This is a genomic window from Grimontia hollisae CIP 101886 (assembly GCF_000176515.1).
GTDB lineage: Bacteria > Pseudomonadota > Gammaproteobacteria > Enterobacterales > Vibrionaceae > Enterovibrio > Enterovibrio hollisae.
The window spans coordinates 1,092,689-1,114,476 of record NZ_ADAQ01000013.1 but is presented as its reverse complement, the minus strand read 5'-3'; the positions used below and the strand labels follow the sequence as shown (position 1 = coordinate 1,114,476).

The window sequence follows — 21,788 nt, the reverse complement described above, 5'->3', positions numbered from 1 at the left end:
CGACGTTAAGTCGGTGACGTATATCTGGGCCTGATGAAACAAAAAATTGAGAATGCTATGCGTAAGATAACGATTCTTGGTGCGACCGGTTCCATTGGCACCAGCACGCTCTCTGTGATTGAAAAGAATCTTCACGCTTATGAAGTGTTTGCGTTGGCGGCGAATGCCAATGTGAATGACATGATTCTGTTGTGCCTGAAGTGGCGTCCTAAATTTGCTGCGATGGCAAACCCGGATGCTGCAGATGCACTGCGTCTGGCACTTCGCAACCAAGGCTGTTCGACGGACGTGTTGAGCGGTATTGAAGGTTTGTCCACACTGGCAGCGCATGATGAGGTGGATACCGTGATGGCGGCGGTAGTTGGGGCCGCAGGTTTGTTACCGACCATGGCCGCCGTGAAAGCAGGCAAACGTATTTTGCTGGCGAACAAAGAAGCCTTAGTGATGTCTGGGCAATTCTTTATTGATGCTGTTCACCGGTATGGTGCTGAGCTGTTGCCGGTGGACAGCGAGCACAATGCGATTTTCCAATGTCTGCCGCAACGTATTCAATCCCAACCGGGTATTTGCGACCTTTCCGCTGAAGGGGTGAGTAAAATCCTGCTGACTGGCTCTGGTGGCCCGTTTCGCTATACCGATTTGGACGTATTACCGTCAGTGACGCCTGCGCAGGCCATAGACCACCCTAACTGGTCTATGGGGCCTAAAATATCTGTGGACTCTGCAACTATGATGAACAAGGGTCTGGAGTATATTGAGGCAAGATGGTTGTTCAATGCTCAGCGTGAGCAGCTGGACGTGATCATTCACCCTCAGTCTGTGATTCATTCCATGGTTCAGTACCGTGATGGCTCTGTGCTGGCTCAAATGGGACGTCCCGATATGTGCACGCCGATTGCTTATGCCATGGCGTATCCAGCACGTATTGAAGCAGGTGTAAAACCACTTGATTTCAGTGAAGTGGGTGAATTGACTTTTCTCAAACCAGATTTCAACCGTTATCCCTGCTTAAAGCTTGCCATTGATGCCTGTTATGTAGGGCAGGCAGCGACCACCACACTGAATGCAGCAAATGAAGTGGCTGTAGACGCGTTTTTGCAACAGCATATTGGCTTTATGCAGATTGCTGAGGTTAACGATGCTGTGTTACAACGGGCAGAGCTCTCTGAACCTTCCTGTCTCGAAAGCCTCTTAGAAATAGATGACAAGGCGCGAGCAATAGCACGTCAAACGATTACGGAGTTAATGGAATGAGCGCCATACTTTGGAACTTACTGTTTTTCCTGATAGCCCTCGGTATCCTGATTGCAGTGCATGAGTACGGTCACTTTTGGGTTGCTCGGAAATGTGGTGTTAAGGTAGAACGCTTTTCTATTGGTTTTGGTAAAGCCATCTGGCAGAAAACCGGTAAGGATGGCACTGAATATACTCTGGCGATGATACCGCTTGGTGGGTATGTGAAAATGCTGGATGAGCGCGTAGGCGATGTGCCACCGGCGCTTCGTGAGCAGGCATTTAACAACCGTCCACTGTGGCAGCGCAGCGCCATTGTCGCGGCTGGCCCTGTAGCTAACTTTCTGTTTGCGGTTGTCGCTTATTGGTTGGTAGCGCTTATTGGCGTACCGGTGGTAAAACCCATTATTGGTGATGTGGTTCCACAATCTATCGCTGCGCAGGCCGGGATCGAGCCGGGAATGGAACTAACTGAGATATCTGGTATCAAAACGCCAGATTGGGAATCGGTTAACCTCCAGCTCATTGCCCATATTGGTGACAATGAAATGATGCTGGCGGTTAAACCTGATGAGCATGCAGGATACGTGTTAGAGAAAAAGCTCGAACTGGATGCCTGGTCTTTTGATCCTGAGTCCGAATCGGCACTGCGTACACTGGGAATGATCCCCTATCGCCCTGATATCACCAATGTGATTGCCCAGGTGATGGAAGGAAGTGCGGCAGAACGGGCGGGGTTGATGGTCAACGATGAGTTGCTGGCTATCAACGGTACGCCGGTTTCTGGCTGGGAGGCAGTGGTTGATTTGATTCGTGCTAATCCAGGCAAAGTCATTTCTATGGTGGTGTTGCGTGACGGTCGTGAGTTGACCCTGATGTTAACCCCTGATTCCAAAGAACAAGAAGGCAAGGCGATTGGCTATGCTGGGTTTGCACCTGAAGTGGCGCCTTGGCCTGAATCACACAAGCTGGTGCTGCAACATGGGCCATTGGATGCCATTCCTGCGGCACTGGATAAAACCTGGCAGGTTGTCACATTGACTGCTGGCATGATTAAAAAGCTGTTCACCGGTGACGTGGCAGTGAAAAATTTGAGTGGGCCTATCTCAATTGCAAAAGGTGCAGGGATGACCGCAGACTTTGGTCTGGTATACTTTCTTGGCTTTCTCGCACTGATCAGCGTTAATTTAGGCATTATAAACCTGTTACCGTTACCGGTTCTTGATGGCGGACACCTGTTGTTTTTTGGTATTGAAGCCGTGACACGTCGCCCCGTCTCTGAACGAGTGCAGGATATGGGATATCGGGTAGGCACTGCTGTCATCGTAGCATTGATGGCAGTCGCGATTTTTAACGATTTCGCCCGACTATAAACATTCAGCGTTTAGCAAGGAAATGTCAGAGCAAGCAATGGCGATGAAAAAACTTCTATTGGCCTCTCTTCTCTTCTCCAGTTCTGTTACGGCCGATGAGTTCGTAGTGGATGATATTCGATTTGAGGGGCTTCAGCGTGTCAGCCTCGGTGCTGCGTTGCTCGCAATGCCGGTAAGGGTTGGCGACAACATCGACGAAAATGATGTGTCCGGGATCATTAAATCTTTGTTTTCTACCGGTAACTTCGAGGACGTCCGTGTATATCGTGATGGTGATGACCTGTTGGTGGAAGTCATCGAACGGCCAACAATTGCCAGCATTTCTTTTTCAGGTAATAAGGCCATTAAAGAAGAAATGCTCCAGGAGAATCTCGCTGCATCAGGGCTCCGCGTGGGCGAGTCTCTGGACCGCACTAAACTGTCGAACATTGAGAAAGGTCTGGAAGATTTTTACTACAGTGTCGGTAAGTACAATGCGTTGGTCGATACCGTGATCACGCCTTTGCCACGTAACCGTGCCGATGTGAAGTTTGTTTTTACCGAAGGTATGTCCGCCAAGATTCAGCAAATCAATATCATCGGCAACGATGTCTTCTCTGATGAAGAGCTGAGAGGTATTTTCAAGCTCCGTGCTGATGTGCCCTGGTGGAACTTTCTGGCTAATGAGCAATACCAAAAGCAGGCATTGGCCGGTGATTTGGAAAACCTCCGCTCTTTCTACCTCAACCGGGGTTACCTGAAATTCCGTGTCGAGTCTGCCAATGTCTCTATTTCTCCGGACAAAAAGGGCGTATATATCACCCTGAATATCGACGAGGGAGAACCTTATACGGTCTCTGAAGTCAATTTCCGTGGCGGTAAAGACAGCGAAACATTTGCGTCTCTGGTCCAGTTTGACGTGGGTGAGACCTATAATGGCGAGAAAGTTACTCACCTTGAAGATGAAATCAAGCGCAAGCTGGGTGAGCAGGGCTATGCCTACCCACAGGTTTCGACCATTCCGGACTTTGATGATGAAGCCAACACGGTTGCGCTGAATGTGAATGTGGAACCGGGTAAACGTATTTACGTTCGCAATATTAAATTTTCCGGTAACCAAATCACTAAAGACGAAGTATTGCGTCGTGAAATGCGCCAGATGGAAGGCTCCTGGCTGAATGCGAAATCTGTCGAGACCAGTAAAGACCGTCTGAATCGTCTGGGTTTCTTTGAGACGGTGGATGTCCGTACCACCCGTGTGCCGGGTACTGATGATCAGGTCGATGTTGAGTATGTCGTAAAAGAAACCAATTCGGGTAGCGTCAACTTTGGTATTGGCTACGGGACTGAGTCGGGTATCAGCTTCCAGGCAGGCTTGCAGCAGGATAACTTTGCAGGTACTGGTAATCGCTTTGGTATCAACGCCATGGTTAATGATTTCCAGAAAAACCTGACATTAGATTACCGTGATCCTTACTTCACCCTCGATGGCATCAGCCTTGGTGGTAAGATTTTCTACAATGAGTTTGAAGCGTCTGATGCAAACATTGTTGATTATACGGATAAAAGCTATGGCACTAGCCTGACCTGGGGCTTCCCGTTTGATGAAATCAATTTCTTTGACTTCTCTTTGGGGTATACCCACCGCCAGATTGAGAATCTGGGGGGATATTACCAGATCCAGAAATTCCTGGACTCGATGGAAGATAATGTGACGGACGATGGGGGACTTGAAGTCGATGACTTTGATTGGTCTGTCAGTTGGACCCGGAATAACCTCAACCGTGGCTTTTTCCCGACAGCCGGTAGCTATCAGCGCGCGTCATTCCGTATGACTGTGCCTGGGTCTGACACCCAGTATTTCAAGTTACAGTACGATATACGCCAGTACTTTCCGCTTGATGAAGACCATAATTTCTCACTATTGATGCGTGGCCGACTGGGGTACGGTAATGGCTATGGTCAAAACGGTGATAACGATTACTTGTTGCCATTTTATGAGAATTTCTACGCTGGTGGTTATTCGACATTACGAGGCTTCCGCTCAAACACCGCAGGACCGAGAGCTGTATATGACCAAGGTGCGGGGAATAACCCGGCATTGGTGGGCAGTAATGACTCCGTTGGGGGGAATGCTATTGCTCTGGCTAGCGTTGAGCTGATTGTGCCAACACCGTTTGTTTCTGCTGAAATGAAAAATTCACTTCGCACCAGTGTATTTGTTGATGCGGCTTCTGTTTGGGATACTGAGTACGACTTAGACAATGCCCGGGTGATCAGCGGACAGGAATATATCTATGATTACAGCGATCCGTCAAACTACCGTGCGTCATACGGGGTAGCAATCCAATGGCGCTCACCGATGGGGCCTCTGGTCTTTTCGCTGTCCAAACCTATTAAGAAGTATGAAGGTGATGATGAGGAATTCTTCACCTTTACCATCGGCCGTACATTCTGATCTCAACGTTAGGAGAAAAGCTTGAAACCTACTATCAAAGCGGCGGGCCTTAGTCTCGCCATTGTTACTGCTTCCATGTATGCAACAGCCGCGGAAGCTGCGCAAAAAATCGGTTATGTTGCAACAGGGCCGGTGATTGCGCAAATGGCGCAGGAAAGCAATATCAACGAAAAGCTGCGCAAAGAGTTCAAAGATCAAATTGCACAGGTTGAACGTCTGAAAGCCGATTTGGAAAAAGGCGTTGAAAAACTGCAACGTAACGGCGAGTTGATGAGCGAGAAAGATCGCACAAAACTGCAGCGTGAACTTCAGTCTATGGATGCAGAGTTTAAACTGAAAGCAAAAAACCTTCAGGAAGATCAGCGTAAGCGTAGCGTTGAAGAAGAGCGTAAACTTTTTCAGAAGTTACAGAAAGCAATCACAGATATTGCCCAAAAAGAAGGCTATGACATGGTGATCGAGCGTCAGGCCGTGCTTTATGCCAGCCCGGAAGATGACCTGTCAGAAAAAGTACTGAAAGCAATGAAATAAGGTAGAGAATGGCTTCTATTACGCTCGCTGAATTAGCGGAAAAACTGGGTGCTGAATTGCACGGTGATGGCAGCGTACAAATCAGCGAAATCGCGGGTATGGATAAAGCTGGCGAAGGGCAAATTACATTTTTGTCCAGCAGTAAATACCGCAAGCACCTTGCCGAATGCCAGGCAAGTGCCGTGATGGTCAAGGAAGCCGACCTCGCTTACTGCACCGGAAATGCATTGGTGATGAAAGACCCGTATTTGGGTTATGCACTCACAGCACAACTATTGGACAGTACCCCTCCGTGTGCGACTGACATTGCACCGAGTGCGTATGTTTCACCTTCAGCCAAATTGGGTGACGGTGTCTCTATCGGCCACAATGCAGTGATTGAAGAGGGGGTTGAGCTGGGCGACAGCGTGCAGATTGGTGCGGGTTGCTTTATCGGTAAAAATGCCAAGTTAGGGGCAAACACACGCCTTTGGGCGAATGTGACGGTTTACCATGACGTGGTTATAGGAAAATCTTGCCTGATTCAATCTGGTACTGTTATTGGCTCTGATGGTTTCGGGTATGCCAATGACAAAGGGCGCTGGGTGAAAATTCCACAGGTAGGCCGGGTGGTGATTGGTGATCGTGTCGAAATTGGTGCTTGTACGACCATCGACCGTGGCGCGATCGAAGATACTGTGATTGCTGATGGTGTGATCATCGACAACCAGTGCCAGATCGCGCATAATGTCTCGATCGGTGAAAACACTGCCATTGCTGGCGCAACGGTGATGGCGGGCAGCCTTAAAGTCGGCAAGCAGTGCATCATTGGTGGTGCGAGCGTCTTTAATGGCCATATGGAAATCACAGATGGTGTCACGATCACAGGTATGGCGATGGTGATGCGACCTATCACTGAACCTGGTATGTATTCTTCAGGTATCCCTCTTCAGACTAACAAGGAGTGGCGCAAAACCGCTGCCCGGGTCCTGAAGATTGAAGAGATGCATAAACGATTGAAAGCCGTTGAAAAACAACTGGAAGACAGCGAGTAACCGCCATCCGCAATGGCCTACTCTGGTGGTTCTGTGTGCGTGGATTTTGAATGGAAACGCCCGTGAACCTGCAGTGTAGGCCATTTGTGTTCTCAGTCATTTCAACGACCTATAATAAGTATTTCACACGGGAATAAAACTTTGAGTCGCGAAAATAAAATCCTGACAGTTAACGAAATTAAAGACTTGCTGCCACACCGTTATCCTTTTTTGCTGATTGACCGCGTGACCGATTTTGAAGAAGGCAAATACCTTCATGCGATCAAAAATGTGTCAGTCAACGAGCCTCAATTTACCGGGCATTTCCCGCAACTGGCCGTTTTCCCAGGTGTATTGATCCTTGAAGCGATGGCTCAGGCAACTGGCCTGTTGGCATTTAAAACGTTTGGTCAGCCAAAAGAAAACGAGCTTTACTATTTTGCCAGCATCGACAACGCAAAATTCCGCGCGCCGGTAACCCCAGGTGATCAACTGGTTCTGGAAGTTGAATTTATCAAAGAGCGCCGCGGTATTGCTGCATTTACCGGTGTGGCAAAAGTTGACGGCAAAGTCGTATGCTCTGCTGATCTGAAATGTGCCAGAAGAGAGTTTTAACCGTGATTCATGAAACCGCACAAATCCACCCAACAGCCGTTGTTGAAGAAGGCGTAACGCTTGGCGCGAATGTCAAGATTGGTGCGTTTTCATTCATAGGTGCTGGTGTGGAAATCGGTGAAGGCACCGAAGTCAACACTCACGTTGTGATCAAAGGACCAACCAAGATTGGCCGTGACAACAAGATCTTCCAGTTCGCTTCTATTGGCGAAGAGTGTCAGGATTTGAAATATGCGGGTGAACCAACCACATTGATCATTGGTGATCGCAACACTATCCGTGAAAGTGTCACCATGCACCGTGGTACGGTTCAAGATAACGGCGTCACGAAAGTGGGCAGCGATAACCTGTTCATGATAAACGCGCATGTGGCGCATGATTGCACTATTGGTGATCGTTGTATCTTTGCCAACAATGCAACTCTCGCGGGTCATGTGACTGTAGGTGACTATGCGATTGTGGGCGGTATGAGTGCGATCCACCAATTTTGCACCATTGGCAGCCATTGCATGCTGGGCGGTGGTTCGATTGTGGTTCAGGACGTGCCGCCTTACGTGATGGCTCAGGGTAACCACTGCGCACCATTTGGTATTAACGTAGAAGGCTTGAAACGTCGCGGTTTTGAGAAGAGCGCCATTAAAGCGATTCGTGCTGTTTATAAGGTGCTTTACCGTTCGGGGAAAACTCTGGACGAAGCCAAACAGCAAGTGGCGGAAATGGCAAAAGAAGAAGAAGCGCTGCAGCTTTTCATCGATTTCTTTGCCAAGTCAAGCCGGGGCATCATTCGCTAATGACTAAGCCACTTCGAATTGGAATCGTCGCCGGGGAACTCTCCGGCGATATTTTAGGTGCGGGTTTTATCCGTGCGGTGAAAGAAATGTACCCGGATGCGGAATTTGTGGGCATCGGCGGTCCACGCATGAAAGCCCTCGGTTGTGAAACCCTGTTCGATATGGAAGAGCTGGCTGTCATGGGGCTGGTGGAAGTGCTTGGGCGGCTGCGTCGGTTGCTGCAAGTGAAACGTGAACTGGTGGACCACTTTATTGCCCATCCACCGGATGTGTTCGTTGGCATCGATGCGCCGGATTTCAACCTTCGGTTGGAAAAATCCCTCAAAGAAAACGGAATAAAAACGGTGCATTATGTCAGTCCCAGCGTCTGGGCCTGGCGACAGAAGCGTATTTTTAAAATCGCCGCTGCGACTGATCTGGTACTGGCGCTCCTACCGTTTGAAAAAGCGTTTTACGACCAATTTGATGTGCCGTGCCATTTTGTTGGTCACACCATGGCGGATGATATCCCTATGGTCAGCGACAAAGCCGCTGCAAAAACCTTGTTGGGACTGGAGCAGGATAAACGCTACCTTGCTGTTTTGCCGGGAAGCCGGGGCGGCGAAATGAAACAGCTGGCACCGGTGTTCATTGAAACCTGCAAACTGCTCAACGCGAAATACCCCGATTTGGCATTTGTGGTTGCCCTGGTGAATGAAAAGCGCCGGGTGCAGTTTGAACAAGCCTGGCAGCAAACAGCACCAGAGCTTGATTTTGTGCTGGTCGACGATACCGCGCGCAATGTGATCACCGCGTCTGACGCTGTGTTGTTGGCATCCGGTACGGTAGCGCTTGAGTGTATGTTGGTCAAACGGCCGATGGTGGTGGGTTACAAAGTGAATGCTATTACCGCCTGGATTGCCAGGCGCATGCTGAAAACCGAATTTGTTTCTTTGCCCAATATCCTTGCAGGCCGGGAGCTGGTGCCAGAGCGATTGCAGGAAGCCTGTGTGCCAGACATCCTGGCGCAAGACGTTTCCGGTTATCTGGAAAGTGACAATGGCGCTTTGATGGCTGAATTCACCCGTTTGCATGACATCATCCGCTGTGATGCCGATAAATCGTCGGCACAGGCCGTGCTGACATTGATAGGACGGTAGTCGATGGATTTCGAACCTTTTGTATACCCTGATGCCAGACTGATTGCCGGCGTAGATGAAGTGGGCCGTGGGCCGCTTGTTGGTGCGGTTGTCACTGCTGCCGTGATCTTAGACCCCAATAACCCGATTGAAGGTTTAACCGACTCTAAAAAGCTGACAGACAAAAAACGTGCTGTGCTGTTTGAAGAGATAAAAGAAAAAGCACTGGCCTGGTCATTAGGGCGAGCTGAACCGGAAGAGATTGATGAACTCAATATTCTTTCCGCAACCATGCTGGCTATGGAACGCGCAGTTGCGGGCCTGAACATCAAGCCTGATTTTGTGCTGATTGATGGCAATCGCGTGCCCCAAGGGTTAACGGTTCCTGCACAGGCTGTGGTGAAGGGAGACCTTCGTGTGGCCGAAATCAGCGCGGCTTCCATTCTGGCGAAAGTAGTCCGCGATCGTGAAATGGAAGCGCTTGATGCCAAATATCCCCAATATGGCTTTGCCAAGCACAAAGGTTACCCAACCAAGGTGCATTTTGAAGCACTGGCTACCCATGGTGCGATCCTTGAGCACCGTAAGAGCTTTAAGCCTGTTAAGAAGGCGCTTGGCATTGCATAATGCTTGTCAGGGAGAGGTTCACTCTCCCTGCATTCAATACCATAAATCAGTCACGTAAGAGTACTATGTCAGACCCACGCTTTATTCATCTCCGTGTTCACAGTGACTTTTCCATGGTCGATGGCCTTGGCAAAGTGCCGCCACTGGTTAAAAAAGTGGCAGAGCTTGGTATGCCCGCCATGGCATTGACTGACTTCACCAACCTGTGTGGCCTGGTGAAGTTTTATAACACGGCACAAAGCAGTGGTGTGAAGCCGATCATCGGCGCTGACTTTAAAATGCAGACAGACACCTTTGGTGATGACCTTTGCCAAATTACCGTGCTGGCTGCCAATAATGCCGGGTATAAAAACCTGACGCTACTGATTTCAAAAGCCTATCTTCGCGGCCATATCCAGCACCAGCCAGTGATTGACATCCAATGGCTGGCAGAGCTTAAGGATGGCCTGATTATCCTTTCTGGCGGCAAAAACGGTGATGTGGGTAAGGCGTTGCTGAAAGGCAATATGGCGCTGGCGGCGCAGTGCGCAGCTTTTTATCAGCAGCATTTCCCTGATGCCTATTACATTGAGCTTATCCGCACCGGTCGTGCCGACGAAGAGGCCTACCTGCACTTTGCCGTGGAGTTTGCAGAAGAGCAGGGACTGCCAGTGGTTGCCACCAATGAAGTGTGCTTCCTGACCCCGGATTTGTTTGATGCCCACGAAATCCGTGTTGCCATCCATGATGGCTATACCCTTGAAGATCCGCGCAGGCCGAAAAATTACAGCCCACAACAATACCTTCGCAGCGAAGAGGAAATGTGTGAGCTGTTCCAGGACATTCCGGAAGCCCTGGCAAACACAGTAGAAATCGCCAAGCGCTGTAATGTGACGGTGCGCCTGAATGAATACTTCCTGCCTAACTTCCCGACAGAAGGCATGGAAATCGGTGAGTTCCTGATCAAAAAATCCAAAGAGGGGCTTGAGGAGCGTCTCGAGTTTCTGTTCCCGGATCCTGAGGTGCGTGCCGAAAAACGTCCGGAATACGATGAGCGTCTGGACATTGAACTTCAGGTTATTAACCAGATGGGATTTCCGGGTTACTTCCTGATCGTGATGGAGTTTATCCAGTGGTCGAAGGACAACAACATTCCAGTGGGACCGGGACGTGGTTCCGGCGCAGGCTCGCTGGTGGCGTACGCCCTGAAAATCACCGATCTGGATCCGCTGGAATTTGACCTGCTGTTCGAACGTTTCCTCAACCCGGAACGTGTTTCCATGCCTGACTTCGATGTCGATTTCTGCATGGATAAACGTGATAAGGTGATCGATCACGTCGCCGAGATGTATGGCCGTGATGCGGTATCACAAATCATCACTTTCGGTACCATGGCAGCGAAAGCGGTTATCCGCGATGTCGGCCGGGTGCTGGGTCACCCCTACGGTTTCGTTGACCGTATTTCCAAGTTAGTACCACCCGATCCGGGCATGACACTGGCGAAGGCGTTTGAGGCAGAGCCCCAGCTGGCTGAACTCTATGAAGCTGACGAAGAAGTCCGCGAGCTGATTGACACCTGCCGTATTCTTGAGGGGTGTACCCGTAACGCCGGTAAGCATGCGGGTGGCGTGGTTATATCGCCTACGACTATTACTGACTTCGCGCCACTGTATTGTGATAGTGAAGGCAATTTCCCGGTAACCCAGTTTGACAAGAACGATGTGGAAACCGCTGGTCTGGTTAAATTTGACTTTCTCGGCCTACGTACCCTGACCATTATCGACTGGGCGTTATCGATGATTAACCCGCGCCTGGAGAAAATGGGTCAGGCGCCAGTGCGTATTGACGCTATTAAAATGGATGATCAGGCGTCATTCCGGTTGCTTCAAAACGCGGAGACAACGGCGGTATTCCAGCTTGAATCGCGGGGTATGAAGGAACTGATAAAGCGCCTGAAACCTGACTGTTTCGAAGACATGATCGCACTGGTGGCGCTGTTCCGCCCAGGGCCACTGCAATCGGGCATGGTAGATAACTTCATCGACCGTAAGCACGGTCGTGAAGCCGTCTCATACCCGGACGAAAAGTGGCAACACGAGTCACTAAAAGAGATCCTTGATCCCACCTACGGCATCATCCTCTATCAGGAACAGGTGATGCAGATTGCGCAGGTGCTCGCGGGCTACTCACTGGGGGGCGCTGATCTTTTGCGCCGTGCAATGGGTAAGAAAAAGCCCGAAGAGATGGCCAAGCAACGCGCGACCTTCGAACAGGGCGCGATCAAAAATGGCGTTGACGGCGAACTGGCGATGCGCATCTTTGACCTGGTAGAGAAATTTGCCGGGTACGGTTTCAACAAATCGCACTCTGCCGCCTACGCACTGGTTTCCTACCAGACGCTTTGGCTCAAAACCCACTTCCCGGCAGAATTCATGGCAGCGGTGATGACCGCTGATATGGATAATACCGACAAGATAGTGGGGTTGGTGGAAGAGTGCCGCCGGATGAAACTCACCATACTACCGCCGGATGTGAATGCAGGTCTTTACCGTTTCAATGTGAACGAGAAAGGTGAGATTGTTTACGGTATCGGGGCGATCAAAGGGGTGGGTGAAGCGCCGATTGAAAACATCATCAAGGCCCGTGAAGAAGGCGGATACTTCCGCGACTTGTTCGACTTCTGTGCCCGCATCGACACCAAAAAAGTGAACAAGCGCGTGATTGAGAAACTTATCCAGTCAGGCGCGATGGACAGGCTGGGACCACACCGAGCTGCCATGATGGCATCACTGGATGACGCACTGAAATCAGCCAGCCAACATCATCAGGCGGAAGCGTTTGGGCAAACCGATATGTTTGGTGTGTTGACTGCTGCTCCGGAAGAGGTTGAGCACAAATACACCAAAGTGCCGCCGTGGCCGGATAAAGTCTGGCTGGAAGGGGAACGAGAGACCCTAGGACTATACCTGACAGGTCATCCAATAAACAGCTATGTGAAAGAGCTGAAACATTACATCACCTGGCGCCTTGAAGATGCCCATGCCACTAAACGTGATGTGGTATCAACGGTCGCGGGGCTGGTGATTGCTGCCCGTGTCATGACCACCAAACGGGGGACACGTATCGGTATCCTGACTTTGGATGATCGCTCGGGCCGTATGGAAGTGATGTTGTTCTCAGATGCGCTGGAAAAGTATCTGGATCTCATCGAAAAAGACCGAATTTTGGTGGTATCCGGACAGGTCAGCTTTGATGACTTCAACGGTGGCCTTAAAATGTCGGCACGAGAAGTGCTTGATATATCCCAAGCGCGTGAAAAGTACCTGCGTGGTCTTGCTATCTCTGTGACTGACAGGCAAATTGATAACAAATTTTTTGAACGGTTCAGTGATATTCTGGTGCCACACCGTGCCGGTACAGTACCGGTGAACCTTTACTATCAGCGTGACAATGCGCGTGCCAAATTGGTCTTAGGTGCGGAGTGGCGTGTTACACCGGATGACAAGCTGATCGACGATTTAAAAACGCTGCTCGGCGACAAACAGGTCGAGCTGGAATTTGACTGATACTTAGGCCCCGTCAGGAATGGGCGGGGCGACGTTATTACCTGAACAGGATTCTTTCTCTATGAGTCTTAATTTCCTTGAATTTGAACAGCCAATCGCGGAGTTGGAAGCAAAAATCGAAGCCCTGCGTGTAGTGTCCAAACGCGGCGACGATCCAGAGGCTGTCAACCTGGATAAAGAAATCGAGCAATTGGAGACCAAAAGCGCCGAGTTAACCCGAAAGATCTTCAACGATCTGGGGGCATGGCAGGTTGCACAACTGGCGCGTCATCCCCGTCGCCCTTATACACTCGACTATACGGACCTGATCTTTACCGAATTTGAAGAGCTGGCCGGTGATCGCGCATATGCGGACGACAAGGCGATTGTGGGGGGGATGGCGCGTATCGACGGACGTCCTGTGATGATCATTGGCCACCAGAAAGGCCGTGAAACACGCGAGAAAGTGATCCGCAACTTTGGCATGCCAAAGCCGGAAGGTTATCGTAAAGCGTTGCGCCTGATGAAAATGGCTGAGCGCTTTAAGATGCCAATCATCACCTTTATCGACACTGCCGGAGCTTATCCGGGCGTTGGGGCAGAAGAGCGTGGTCAGTCTGAGGCAATTGCCCGTAACCTGAAAGAGATGGCAGGCCTGACGGTGCCGATTATTGTCAATGTCGTCGGTGAAGGCGGCTCTGGCGGCGCATTGGCTATCGGTGTGGGTGATTATGTCAACATGCTGCAGTATTCAACTTACTCGGTTATTTCGCCAGAAGGCTGTGCGTCTATCCTTTGGCGTGATTCTGATAAAGCACCACAGGCAGCAGAAGCGATGGGTATGACGGCGCCGCGCCTGAAAGAGCTGGGGCTTATCGATAACATTATCGAAGAGCCAATGGGCGGTGCACACCGCGATTTCGCGAAGACAGCAGAAAACATCAAGGCGCACTTGTTGACTCAGCTTGAAGAGCTGACACAAATGGATCCAGATGTTCTGCGTGAGCGTCGTTACCAGCGTTTGATGAGTTATGGTTACTGCTAAGTCATCTTGATTGATAACGAAAAGGGCCTGCGGGCCCTTTCCTGTTTTTGGGAACATCAACAACATGTTCCGGTGAGTAACTCTTCTGCTATGATTCGGGTAATTCTGTATTGAGAGGCACGTATGTTGTTCTCCCTGTTTGAAAATGTGCTTGATGCGTATACTCCCCAGCCGCGTCAGATTGTTCTGGCTTTCAGCGGTGGGGTAGACTCTCGTGTCATGCTGGATTTGCTCGCGACCTACCGGGATATTCATCCCCAGCACCGTTATCTCGTCATTCATATTCACCACGGCTTGAGTCCAAATGCCGACGAATGGATGATGCGCTGTGAAGCCTGGGCGACAGAAGCAGATTTTGCATTCAAGGGGATCCGCGTCTCCCTGAATCAGCGGGAAGGGAATCTGGAAAATGCGGCGCGTGAGGCCCGCTACCAAGCCATTCTCAACCACGTAGAAAATGACGCATTGGTGCTGACCGGACAACATGCTGATGATCAGGCTGAAACCTTCCTGCTTGCTCTCAAACGTGGCAGTGGCCCCGCCGGGCTTGCTGCCATGCCGGTAACAAGGCCATTGGGTCATGCCGTGTTGTGTCGCCCTTTGCTCAGTATCACCCGTGCAGTAATTGAGCGCTACGCTGAGGACCAGGGACTGAGCTGGCTTGAGGATGAAAGTAATCTGGACTGTCGCTTTGATCGTAATTTTATCAGGCAACAATGGTTACCTATGGCGCAGGAACGTTGGCCGGGGATGGTGAAAGCGATCAACCGTACGGCGCGTCACTGTGCTGAGCAAGAGGCGCTGCTGGATGAGCTTTTGTCAGGTTATGACCATCAGGTGATGCTGGCGGACGGAGGGCTTTCCATCAGCGCTTTGATGGCATTATCCGGTAACATGCAGACAGCGATGACACGGCGCTGGCTGAAGAAGACCGCAGGTGTAGTACCTTCGTCAGTGCAGATGCGTGAGCTTCAGGTTTCAGTGATTGAATCGGCACAAGATGCAAACCCATCACTTCAATTAGGCCCGGTAGATGTGCGTCGTTACCAAGGCACACTCTATGTTGTTCCACCTCACCAAGATGTATCGGCATGGACAGGTCAGCTGGAGATAGGAGAAACACTGGGTTTACCCGATGGCCTTGGGGAGATTGCACTTCAAACCGTGGGATTTGGAGGCAAGATAAGGGCACCGTTTGCCAATGAAACCGTGAGCGTTACGTTTAATCCTGAAGGGCTATCTGCTCACCCTGCAGGAAGGCTGGGTAAGCGAAAGCTTAAAAAGCTGTTTCAGGAATACGGTGTGCCAAGCTGGGAAAGACGCAGAACCCCGATCCTATTCTATGGTGCAAAAATTGCGGCCGTCGCCGGTCTGTTTGTGTGCGAGGGATTTGTTGGCGGGGAGTGTGAGCTTGTCTGGCACAAATGCCGTGCCTTCGATGCGTGAATACGTATAACGTGTAACAATTTAGTCAAATTAACCAAACTAACTGAAAAACAATAAAGTGAGGAAGTGATGAAACGACTGTTACCTTTAGGTCTGGCAGCACTGATGATGGCAGCACCTTCGTTTGCAGCAGGTGATGCTGAAGCAGGAAAAGCAAAAGCAGCAATCTGTGCGGCGTGCCATGGCGCAGACGGTATTGCATTGATCCCCGGGTACCCTAATCTTGCAGGCCAGAATGAGCAGTATCTGGTATCGGCATTGAAAGCGTATAAAAACGGAGAGCGTACCAGTGCACAGGCGATGATAATGAAGCCTCAGGCAGACATACTGAGTGATGCTGACATGGCTAACCTGGCAGCCTACTTCTCGCAGATGAAATAGGTGCAAGAGCAATTACGTAGAGAGCCATGGCCTTTGCCTTGGCTTTTTTTGTTTCCGGTGATCAATTCACCATATCTGTAGATGTTGCCGTGATTTGGATGTCATTGGTGTAAGCGCTACCTGATACATAGGCATTGCCTGAACACTCAAAACGGAAGCTAGGCGCTTCCGCTTTTGATGTTCTGGTGGTGCGATTACCTAAACTGGTTGTGCTCTGGCAGGTATTCAAACCCTGCAGTGGCCAGTTTGGCTTTCAGTGCGGCTTCATCAATATCGAAGTATTTGGTGAGCTCATTCAGAGAGCTGAATTCATCACGTAATTTCATGTTCACGATACTCATCAACATGATGGTATCCATGGCTTCAAAGTTTTTTAGGTTCATTATGCATCCTCGTGGTCACTGATCAGCAGATTCGCGGCGGCAAAGGCGGCTTGTTCACGTTTTTCTTCCGGAATGCGTTCATCAGATGCGATGGCATCCAAAGCGCGGATGGCGCAGGCAATGGCGCTTGGGATATATCCCTGCTCGCCGCTGCCAATTTCTGAATAGCGTTGGCGGATCAAATCGCAACATTCGTAGACTTTCATAGCCACTCCTTTCATAAAACCAAGGGAAATATAACGCAAAAAGCGCTGTAATGGAGCGTTGAAGCTTGATTGGGTGGGGTTAGCGGTGTCGAGACTTATTGCGGTACATGCTTCGGTCGGCACGTTCAAAGATTGACATATGATTGTCGCCCTGACGGTAGGTGGTACAACCGACGGAGCTGGAAATATTGTGGGCTGACAACAGTGAGTCTTTGGCAACCAAGGATTTAAGACGTTCATTTACCAACTGTGCAGATTCTTTTGTAGCCGGTGTCAAAATGACCGCGAATTCATCACCGCCAATGCGATAGCAGCGGTCAGAGGCGCGAATGGCTTCTTTTAGTAACAAGGAGAAGCGGCGTAGCACGTTGTCGCCATCTAAGTGGCCATAGGTATCGTTGACCTGCTTGAAGTTATTCATGTCGAAAATCATCAGGATCAGACCATGGTTGTTCCGCTCGGTCATTGCAATGGACTGGCGGAGATCCTGTTCAAAGCTGGTTCGGTTATTTAATCCGGTCAGGCTGTCAAGCAGGGCCATGTTGCGTACGCGGTTATATTCAATCGCATTACTTAAAGGGCCAGCCAGTAAACGGTGATAAGTATGGATAAGGGCAATTTCGTCATCATCGAGCTTGTAAGGGGTGCAGTATTGCAGCATGCCCAGCGGGGTGTTGGTGAATTTCAGTGAGAAGGTCTGGCGGTAGTCCGATGATCCTCCACGTCGGACGATATGGGAAATTTCTTGGTGCTCCCAGATCAGGCGGGTAATGTCGATTTGTTTTTCCAGCTCTTGGGTGAATACATCAAATAACGGCGCGATATCCAGCTGTCCTTGAAGTTTCTGCATCACCATCAGGCGTTGATCCGCGCCCAAAGGAACACGACGGGTTTGTATCGCCGCTTTTTTAATTTGTTCCAGTTGCGTACTCATCGAATTTGCCTCAGAAACCTAACACTGTCACTGTTTATGCTTTAATCAATAAAAGCAAAAAGCGTTCCAATTTTGAGGTGCTTTTGTACTTCATCAGTGAAGAGAGATCACTCGCCAGCGAGAAATGCGGCTAAATCAGTTCGACGATCCTGAGTGTCTTTATAACCCATGTCAATTAACTGATTGATGTATTTTGATTCAAACAGCAGATAACTGGTCATTGCCGTATCTTCAACGGGACTGATGCCCAGTATTCTCATCAATCCTCTTACTGCAATAGGCATGTCGCAGTAATGGCGTTCGACGAGTGGCTCAAAAGGCTCGGAAGGAGACAGATGGAAGGCATCGACTTGCCGCAATGACAGCGCTTCAGCTTTTGTCTTTGGCATGGCGTTAACCAGAGCATTCATACGATCAAGATGCTCAAGGTCTGCCGATAGCGTGTCGGCAAAAATTGCATCCATCAAGTGCCCGCCCAGAGCGGCCAGTCCGGGAGCATGGGCAAGGCCATGGCTTTGCTCAGATTGTCGGGGGTTTAAATCAATGATGAGTACCCGTTCTGCCCCCATTTTTAATGCAGGCCGTAATGGTGCGATTTGGTGAACGGAGCCATCGCCATAATAGCTATGACCAATTTGTGAGGCTGGGAATACAATAGGAATTGCGGAGGATGCGAGCAAGTGTTCGGTGGTGATCTGGCTGGGAATACCTATCGCTCGTGAACGCGTCCAGGGTTCAATATCCGGCTGTCCTTGGTAAAACGTGACAGATCGGCTGGTCTGGTAGTTGGAGGCGGTGATCGCCAGTCCCCGTAAATTACCTGTCATTATCTGGTGCTCTATCTTATTGAACTGAAGCACATTATTTAAGAGCGTACGAAGAGGGCGGTTGTCTAACAAACCAAAAGGGGGAGCGCAATGATACTGGGCCTGCATACGAGCAAAGCCTTGTCGGCCAATATGGTAAAACATGCCTGAAAATGAGCTTTTGAATATATCCGGTGTTGAAAGGTGAGTCCAAAGCCAAGACAGTTTTTTGACGCCGAGTCGGAAACATGACGCATGGCAAGCCAGTGAGGTGGCATTCAGCGCACCGGCTGAGGTGCCGCAATAAATGGTAAATGGGCTGTGATGTACCCGAGGATACCATTCCGCAATGGCCTTCAATACCCCGATTTGATATGCCGCACGAGCACCACCGCCTGTTAACAGTAAGGCGATATGCTTCTGTGGAGAGGATGGGGGCGTTTTGGCTACCATAACCTGACTACCTGTTGGATTGTCTTTCTTTTCAGTATGAACCAGAAGCGTTGCTTGGGTATAAAAAGGAGGGATACAGACTTCAGCCATGCTGGAAGACACTTACCCGTCAAAAGAAGAGAGAAGGCGTTGGGGGCGCTTTTATGAATATAATATCGTGAACGAAACGGCAGGTTTCAATGAAAATGGCGCCCTGTAAAAACGCCTCCAGTTGGAGGCGTTTGGTAGAACAGGCGAGTATTAAGCGAGTTTTGCTTTTAAGAACTCAACCATGTTTTCCATGTCTACCGGCACTTTCTCACCGTTACGGCGGTGTTTGTATTCAAATACACCGTTGTCCATGCTGCGCTCACCGATGATGATGGTGTGTGGGATACCAATCAGTTCCATGTCAGAGAACATGACACCCGGACGCTCTTTACGATCATCAAACAGCACTTCAATACCTGCAGCAGTCAGTTCTGCATACAGTTTTTCAGCCGCATCTTTAACACGCTCTGACTTGTGCATGTTCATTGGCACGATAGCCACAGTAAACGGCGCAATGGCGTCAGGCCAGATGATACCGTTTTCGTCATGGTTCTGTTCAATGGCAGCTGCCACGACGCGTGACACGCCGATGCCGTAACAACCCATTTCCAGGATCACGTTCTTGCCATCTGCGCCCAGAACGCCACAGCCCATTTTCTCTGAGTAATTGGTGCCCAGCTGGAAGATGTGGCCCACTTCGATACCGCGTTTCAGTTGGATAGTACCTTTACCGCATGGGCTTGGATCGCCCTCTACCACGTTGCGGATATCTGCCACGTCACCCAATTCAACATCACGACCCCAGTTGATACCGAAGTAGTGTTTGTCGTCGATGTTTGCACCAGCGCCGAAGTCACTCATCAACGCAACGCTGCGGTCAACGATAAATGGTACTGTCAGGCCAACCGGACCTAAAGAACCTGGGCCTGCGCCAACCACTGCGCGAATTTCTTCCTCTGTTGCAAACTGCAATGGCGCTTCAACCTGAGGCAGTTTCTCCGCTTTAATTTCGTTGAGCTCGTGGTCACCGCGAACCAACAGGGCAACCAAATCAGCATCAACCGCGTCAGACGCTTTCACGAACAAGGTCTTAACGGTTTTCTCGATAGGCAGGCCAAACTGTTCAACCAACTGCGCGATGGTTTTCGCATCAGGGGTATCGACCAGTGTCATTTCCTGGGTTGGTGCAGCACGTTCACCCGCAGGCGCAACGGCTTCGGCCATTTCAATGTTGGCTGCATAATCCGATTCGCTAGAGAAAGCAATGATGTCTTCACCGCTGTTTGCCAGTACGTGGAACTCGTGAGAGGCAGAACCACCGATTGCACCTGTATCAGCAAGCACTGGGCGGTAGTCCAGACCCATACGGTCGAACGCTGCACAATACGCAGTGTGCATCGCTTCATAAGATTTTTGCAGGCCTTCTTTGTCGAGGTCGAAGCTGTACGCATCCATCATCGAAAATTCACGGGCACGCATCACACCGAAACGTGGGCGCACTTCATCACGGAACTTGGTCTGGATTTGATACAGGTTCAAAGGAAGCTGCTTGTAAGAGTTTACTTCGTTACGAACCAGCGAGGTGATCACTTCTTCCGCTGTCGGGCTCAAAACAAACGGACGCTCATGGCGGTCAGTGAAGCGAAGTAGCTCTGGCCCCATCTTTTCAGAACGGCCTGTCTCTTCCCATAGCTCAAACGGCTGAACCACGGGCATCAGGGTTTCAATCGCGCCTGCGTTGTTGATTTCCTGACGAACGATATTTTCAACCTTTTGCAGCACGCGCAAACCGGTTGGCAGCCAGGTGTACAGGCCTGAAGCCAGTTTGCGGATCATGCCGGCACGCAGCATCAGCTGGTGGCTGACCACTTCTGCGTCATTTGGTGTTTCCTTCAACGTAGAAAGAAGGTATTTACTGGTACGCATCTAAGCTATCCGTTTATCTATTTACAGTAAGGAGGGTATAAGTGCGTCATATTACCAGCGAGAGACCTATTCACCAAAGGCTTCTATCGCTGTGACAGTGATAACGGGTTCATCAACGGTAAACTTTACATTCAAGTCAAATAAGTGAACCGCATACTCTTTGGTATCAGGTTTCCCCTTCTTATAAGCAGGCCTTGGATCCTGAGCAAGGACTTCTTTTATCACTTGCTGTTTATGCTGGCCTGACGGGTCTTTTAACAGCAGATAACTGGCAGCGTCGCTGAACTGGACGTTAAGTGTGGATGGTGCTTCTGCAGCATAGCCGCCAATAGCATCAGCAATGGCATCGGAATAAGGGATATAAGGTTTGATATCAATCACTGGCGTGCCATCGACCAAATCACAGCTGCTGATATCAATAATGATATGTCCTTTCTCTTGTCTTATACCTTTTAACGGAACCACAGACATACCAATCCCGTTCGGGCGGAACGTTGCCCGGCTTGCAAACACCCCAATACGTTCATTTCCACCCAACCGAGGAGGTCGGACAGTAGGCGTCCATCCCTGATCCAGGTTTTGGTTAAATAAAAACAGGATCCATAGATGGGAAAATTGCTCGATACCCCGAACGGTATCGAGATTATTGGCGTCATTTTCCAAGACAATCGATGCGATGGCACTGGGTGCCAGACCGGGTTGCCGTGGTACTGCAAACTTTTCTTTAAAGGGTGACTGTATATGACCGACAGGTGTCAGCGAATAGCTCATAAGCAAGTATCTCTTAATTCAATCGTTGGCACTTTACCATAGATAGCCAAATCACCAGTAAGGGGTGAGGAAGTGCGCCTCTACAGCTTCATAATGGCGGGTGCTTGCGCCACCAATGCATGTCATAATTGAGCTGTAACTATGT

General features: G+C 50.0%; 19 protein-coding genes. 13 read left to right on the top strand and 6 right to left on the bottom strand.

The genetic code is table 11. The features are described 5' to 3' along the window. Nucleotides 1–57: 57 nt before the first annotated feature. From ispC to VHA_RS17865, 13 genes are all read left to right on the top strand, one after another. The gene (gene ispC, locus VHA_RS17925) at nt 58–1,254 is read left to right on the top strand and encodes a 1-deoxy-D-xylulose-5-phosphate reductoisomerase (protein ID WP_040529207.1); all 1,197 of its coding nucleotides are present in this window, start codon (nt 58–60) and stop codon (nt 1,252–1,254) included. Further along, on the top strand, nt 1,251–2,606 hold the full coding sequence (gene rseP, locus VHA_RS17920; protein ID WP_005506895.1) for a sigma E protease regulator RseP: 1,356 nt from the start codon (nt 1,251–1,253) through the stop codon (nt 2,604–2,606). The genes ispC and rseP overlap by 4 nt, the downstream gene beginning before the upstream one ends. 37 nt (nt 2,607–2,643) lie before the next feature. After that, a complete protein-coding gene (gene bamA / locus VHA_RS17915) occupies nt 2,644–5,043 on the top strand; it encodes an outer membrane protein assembly factor BamA (protein WP_040529339.1) in 2,400 nt (799 codons plus the stop codon). 21 nt (nt 5,044–5,064) lie between these two features. Then, nucleotides 5,065–5,574, top strand: a complete 510-nt coding sequence (locus VHA_RS17910; protein WP_005506892.1) for an OmpH/Skp family outer membrane protein — start codon at nt 5,065–5,067, stop codon at nt 5,572–5,574. 8 nt (nt 5,575–5,582) lie between these two features. Then, the gene (gene lpxD / locus VHA_RS17905; RefSeq protein ID WP_005506891.1) at nt 5,583–6,608 is read left to right on the top strand and encodes a UDP-3-O-(3-hydroxymyristoyl)glucosamine N-acyltransferase; all 1,026 of its coding nucleotides are present in this window, start codon (nt 5,583–5,585) and stop codon (nt 6,606–6,608) included. Nucleotides 6,609–6,749: 141 nt separating this feature from the next. After that, the gene (gene fabZ, locus VHA_RS17900; RefSeq protein WP_005506890.1) at nt 6,750–7,202 is read left to right on the top strand and encodes a 3-hydroxyacyl-ACP dehydratase FabZ; all 453 of its coding nucleotides are present in this window, start codon (nt 6,750–6,752) and stop codon (nt 7,200–7,202) included. A gap of 2 nt (nt 7,203–7,204) precedes the next feature. Further along, nucleotides 7,205–7,993 (top strand): acyl-ACP--UDP-N-acetylglucosamine O-acyltransferase, encoded by a 789-nt coding sequence (gene lpxA, locus VHA_RS17895; protein WP_005506889.1) that lies wholly within the window; start codon nt 7,205–7,207, stop codon nt 7,991–7,993. Continuing rightward, nucleotides 7,993–9,132, top strand: coding sequence for a lipid-A-disaccharide synthase (lpxB, locus tag VHA_RS17890; RefSeq protein WP_005506888.1), 1,140 nt, complete (start codon nt 7,993–7,995; stop codon nt 9,130–9,132). Before lpxA ends, lpxB begins: the two co-directional genes overlap by 1 nt. Before the next feature lie 3 nt (nt 9,133–9,135). Beyond that, nucleotides 9,136–9,738, top strand: a complete 603-nt coding sequence (gene rnhB / locus VHA_RS17885) for a ribonuclease HII (protein ID WP_005506886.1) — start codon at nt 9,136–9,138, stop codon at nt 9,736–9,738. A gap of 65 nt (nt 9,739–9,803) precedes the next feature. Beyond that, nucleotides 9,804–13,283, top strand: a complete 3,480-nt coding sequence (gene dnaE, locus VHA_RS17880; protein ID WP_005506885.1) for a DNA polymerase III subunit alpha — start codon at nt 9,804–9,806, stop codon at nt 13,281–13,283. A gap of 61 nt (nt 13,284–13,344) precedes the next feature. Then, complete coding sequence (gene accA, locus VHA_RS17875) at nt 13,345–14,307, top strand: acetyl-CoA carboxylase carboxyl transferase subunit alpha (RefSeq protein ID WP_040529205.1); 963 nt, start codon at nt 13,345–13,347, stop codon at nt 14,305–14,307. Between the two features lie 123 nt (nt 14,308–14,430). Further along, nucleotides 14,431–15,753, top strand: coding sequence for a tRNA lysidine(34) synthetase TilS (gene tilS, locus VHA_RS17870; protein WP_005506881.1), 1,323 nt, complete (start codon nt 14,431–14,433; stop codon nt 15,751–15,753). 69 nt (nt 15,754–15,822) lie between these two features. After that, the gene (locus tag VHA_RS17865; RefSeq protein ID WP_005506879.1) at nt 15,823–16,134 is read left to right on the top strand and encodes a c-type cytochrome; all 312 of its coding nucleotides are present in this window, start codon (nt 15,823–15,825) and stop codon (nt 16,132–16,134) included. Nucleotides 16,135–16,328: 194 nt separating this feature from the next. On the opposite strand, the gene VHA_RS17860 is transcribed toward VHA_RS17865, so the two are convergent. The 6 genes from VHA_RS17860 to tsaA all read right to left on the bottom strand — a co-directional run bounded on the left by VHA_RS17860 (nt 16,329) and on the right by tsaA (nt 21,643). Continuing rightward, entirely contained in the window at nt 16,329–16,517 is a 189-nt protein-coding gene (locus VHA_RS17860; protein ID WP_005506877.1) for a DUF4250 domain-containing protein, read from the bottom strand. Further along, nucleotides 16,517–16,723, bottom strand: coding sequence for a YaeP family protein (locus tag VHA_RS17855; RefSeq protein WP_005506875.1), 207 nt, complete (start codon nt 16,721–16,723; stop codon nt 16,517–16,519). Before VHA_RS17855 ends, VHA_RS17860 begins: the two co-directional genes overlap by 1 nt. Before the next feature lie 79 nt (nt 16,724–16,802). Further along, nucleotides 16,803–17,657 (bottom strand): GGDEF domain-containing protein, encoded by an 855-nt coding sequence (locus VHA_RS17850; RefSeq protein ID WP_005506873.1) that lies wholly within the window; start codon nt 17,655–17,657, stop codon nt 16,803–16,805. A 107-nt stretch (nt 17,658–17,764) separates the two neighbouring features. Then, a complete protein-coding gene (locus tag VHA_RS17845; RefSeq protein WP_040529336.1) occupies nt 17,765–18,916 on the bottom strand; it encodes a patatin-like phospholipase family protein in 1,152 nt (383 codons plus the stop codon). A gap of 240 nt (nt 18,917–19,156) precedes the next feature. Further along, nucleotides 19,157–20,872 carry a proline--tRNA ligase gene (locus VHA_RS17840; protein WP_005506867.1) on the bottom strand — a complete coding sequence of 572 codons (1,716 nt, stop codon included), beginning with the start codon at nt 20,870–20,872 and terminating at the stop codon, nt 19,157–19,159. A gap of 66 nt (nt 20,873–20,938) precedes the next feature. Next, nucleotides 20,939–21,643: a tRNA (N6-threonylcarbamoyladenosine(37)-N6)-methyltransferase TrmO gene (tsaA, locus tag VHA_RS17835; RefSeq protein WP_005506865.1), complete on the bottom strand. Its 705-nt coding sequence runs from the start codon at nt 21,641–21,643 to the stop codon at nt 20,939–20,941. Between the last annotated feature and the right edge of the window lie 145 nt (nt 21,644–21,788).

What these genes read in the sequence shown, in the direction of transcription:
- bamA (WP_040529339.1), top strand. Translation starts at nt 2,644, where the DNA reads ATGGCGATGAAAAAACTTCTATTGGCCTCTCTTCTCTTCTCCAGTTCT.
- dnaE (WP_005506885.1), top strand. Translation starts at nt 9,804, where the DNA reads ATGTCAGACCCACGCTTTATTCATCTCCGTGTTCACAGTGACTTTTCC.
- lpxD (WP_005506891.1), top strand. Translation starts at nt 5,583, where the DNA reads ATGGCTTCTATTACGCTCGCTGAATTAGCGGAAAAACTGGGTGCTGAA.
- VHA_RS17855 (WP_005506875.1), bottom strand. Translation starts at nt 16,723, where the DNA reads ATGAAAGTCTACGAATGTTGCGATTTGATCCGCCAACGCTATTCAGAA.
- rseP (WP_005506895.1), top strand. Translation starts at nt 1,251, where the DNA reads ATGAGCGCCATACTTTGGAACTTACTGTTTTTCCTGATAGCCCTCGGT.
- VHA_RS17840 (WP_005506867.1), bottom strand. Translation starts at nt 20,872, where the DNA reads ATGCGTACCAGTAAATACCTTCTTTCTACGTTGAAGGAAACACCAAAT.
- VHA_RS17850 (WP_005506873.1), bottom strand. Translation starts at nt 17,657, where the DNA reads ATGAGTACGCAACTGGAACAAATTAAAAAAGCGGCGATACAAACCCGT.
- accA (WP_040529205.1), top strand. Translation starts at nt 13,345, where the DNA reads ATGAGTCTTAATTTCCTTGAATTTGAACAGCCAATCGCGGAGTTGGAA.
- lpxB (WP_005506888.1), top strand. Translation starts at nt 7,993, where the DNA reads ATGACTAAGCCACTTCGAATTGGAATCGTCGCCGGGGAACTCTCCGGC.
- ispC (WP_040529207.1), top strand. Translation starts at nt 58, where the DNA reads ATGCGTAAGATAACGATTCTTGGTGCGACCGGTTCCATTGGCACCAGC.
- VHA_RS17865 (WP_005506879.1), top strand. Translation starts at nt 15,823, where the DNA reads ATGAAACGACTGTTACCTTTAGGTCTGGCAGCACTGATGATGGCAGCA.
- VHA_RS17845 (WP_040529336.1), bottom strand. Translation starts at nt 18,916, where the DNA reads ATGGTAGCCAAAACGCCCCCATCCTCTCCACAGAAGCATATCGCCTTA.
- tsaA (WP_005506865.1), bottom strand. Translation starts at nt 21,643, where the DNA reads ATGAGCTATTCGCTGACACCTGTCGGTCATATACAGTCACCCTTTAAA.
- tilS (WP_005506881.1), top strand. Translation starts at nt 14,431, where the DNA reads ATGTTGTTCTCCCTGTTTGAAAATGTGCTTGATGCGTATACTCCCCAG.
- rnhB (WP_005506886.1), top strand. Translation starts at nt 9,136, where the DNA reads ATGGATTTCGAACCTTTTGTATACCCTGATGCCAGACTGATTGCCGGC.
- VHA_RS17860 (WP_005506877.1), bottom strand. Translation starts at nt 16,517, where the DNA reads ATGAACCTAAAAAACTTTGAAGCCATGGATACCATCATGTTGATGAGT.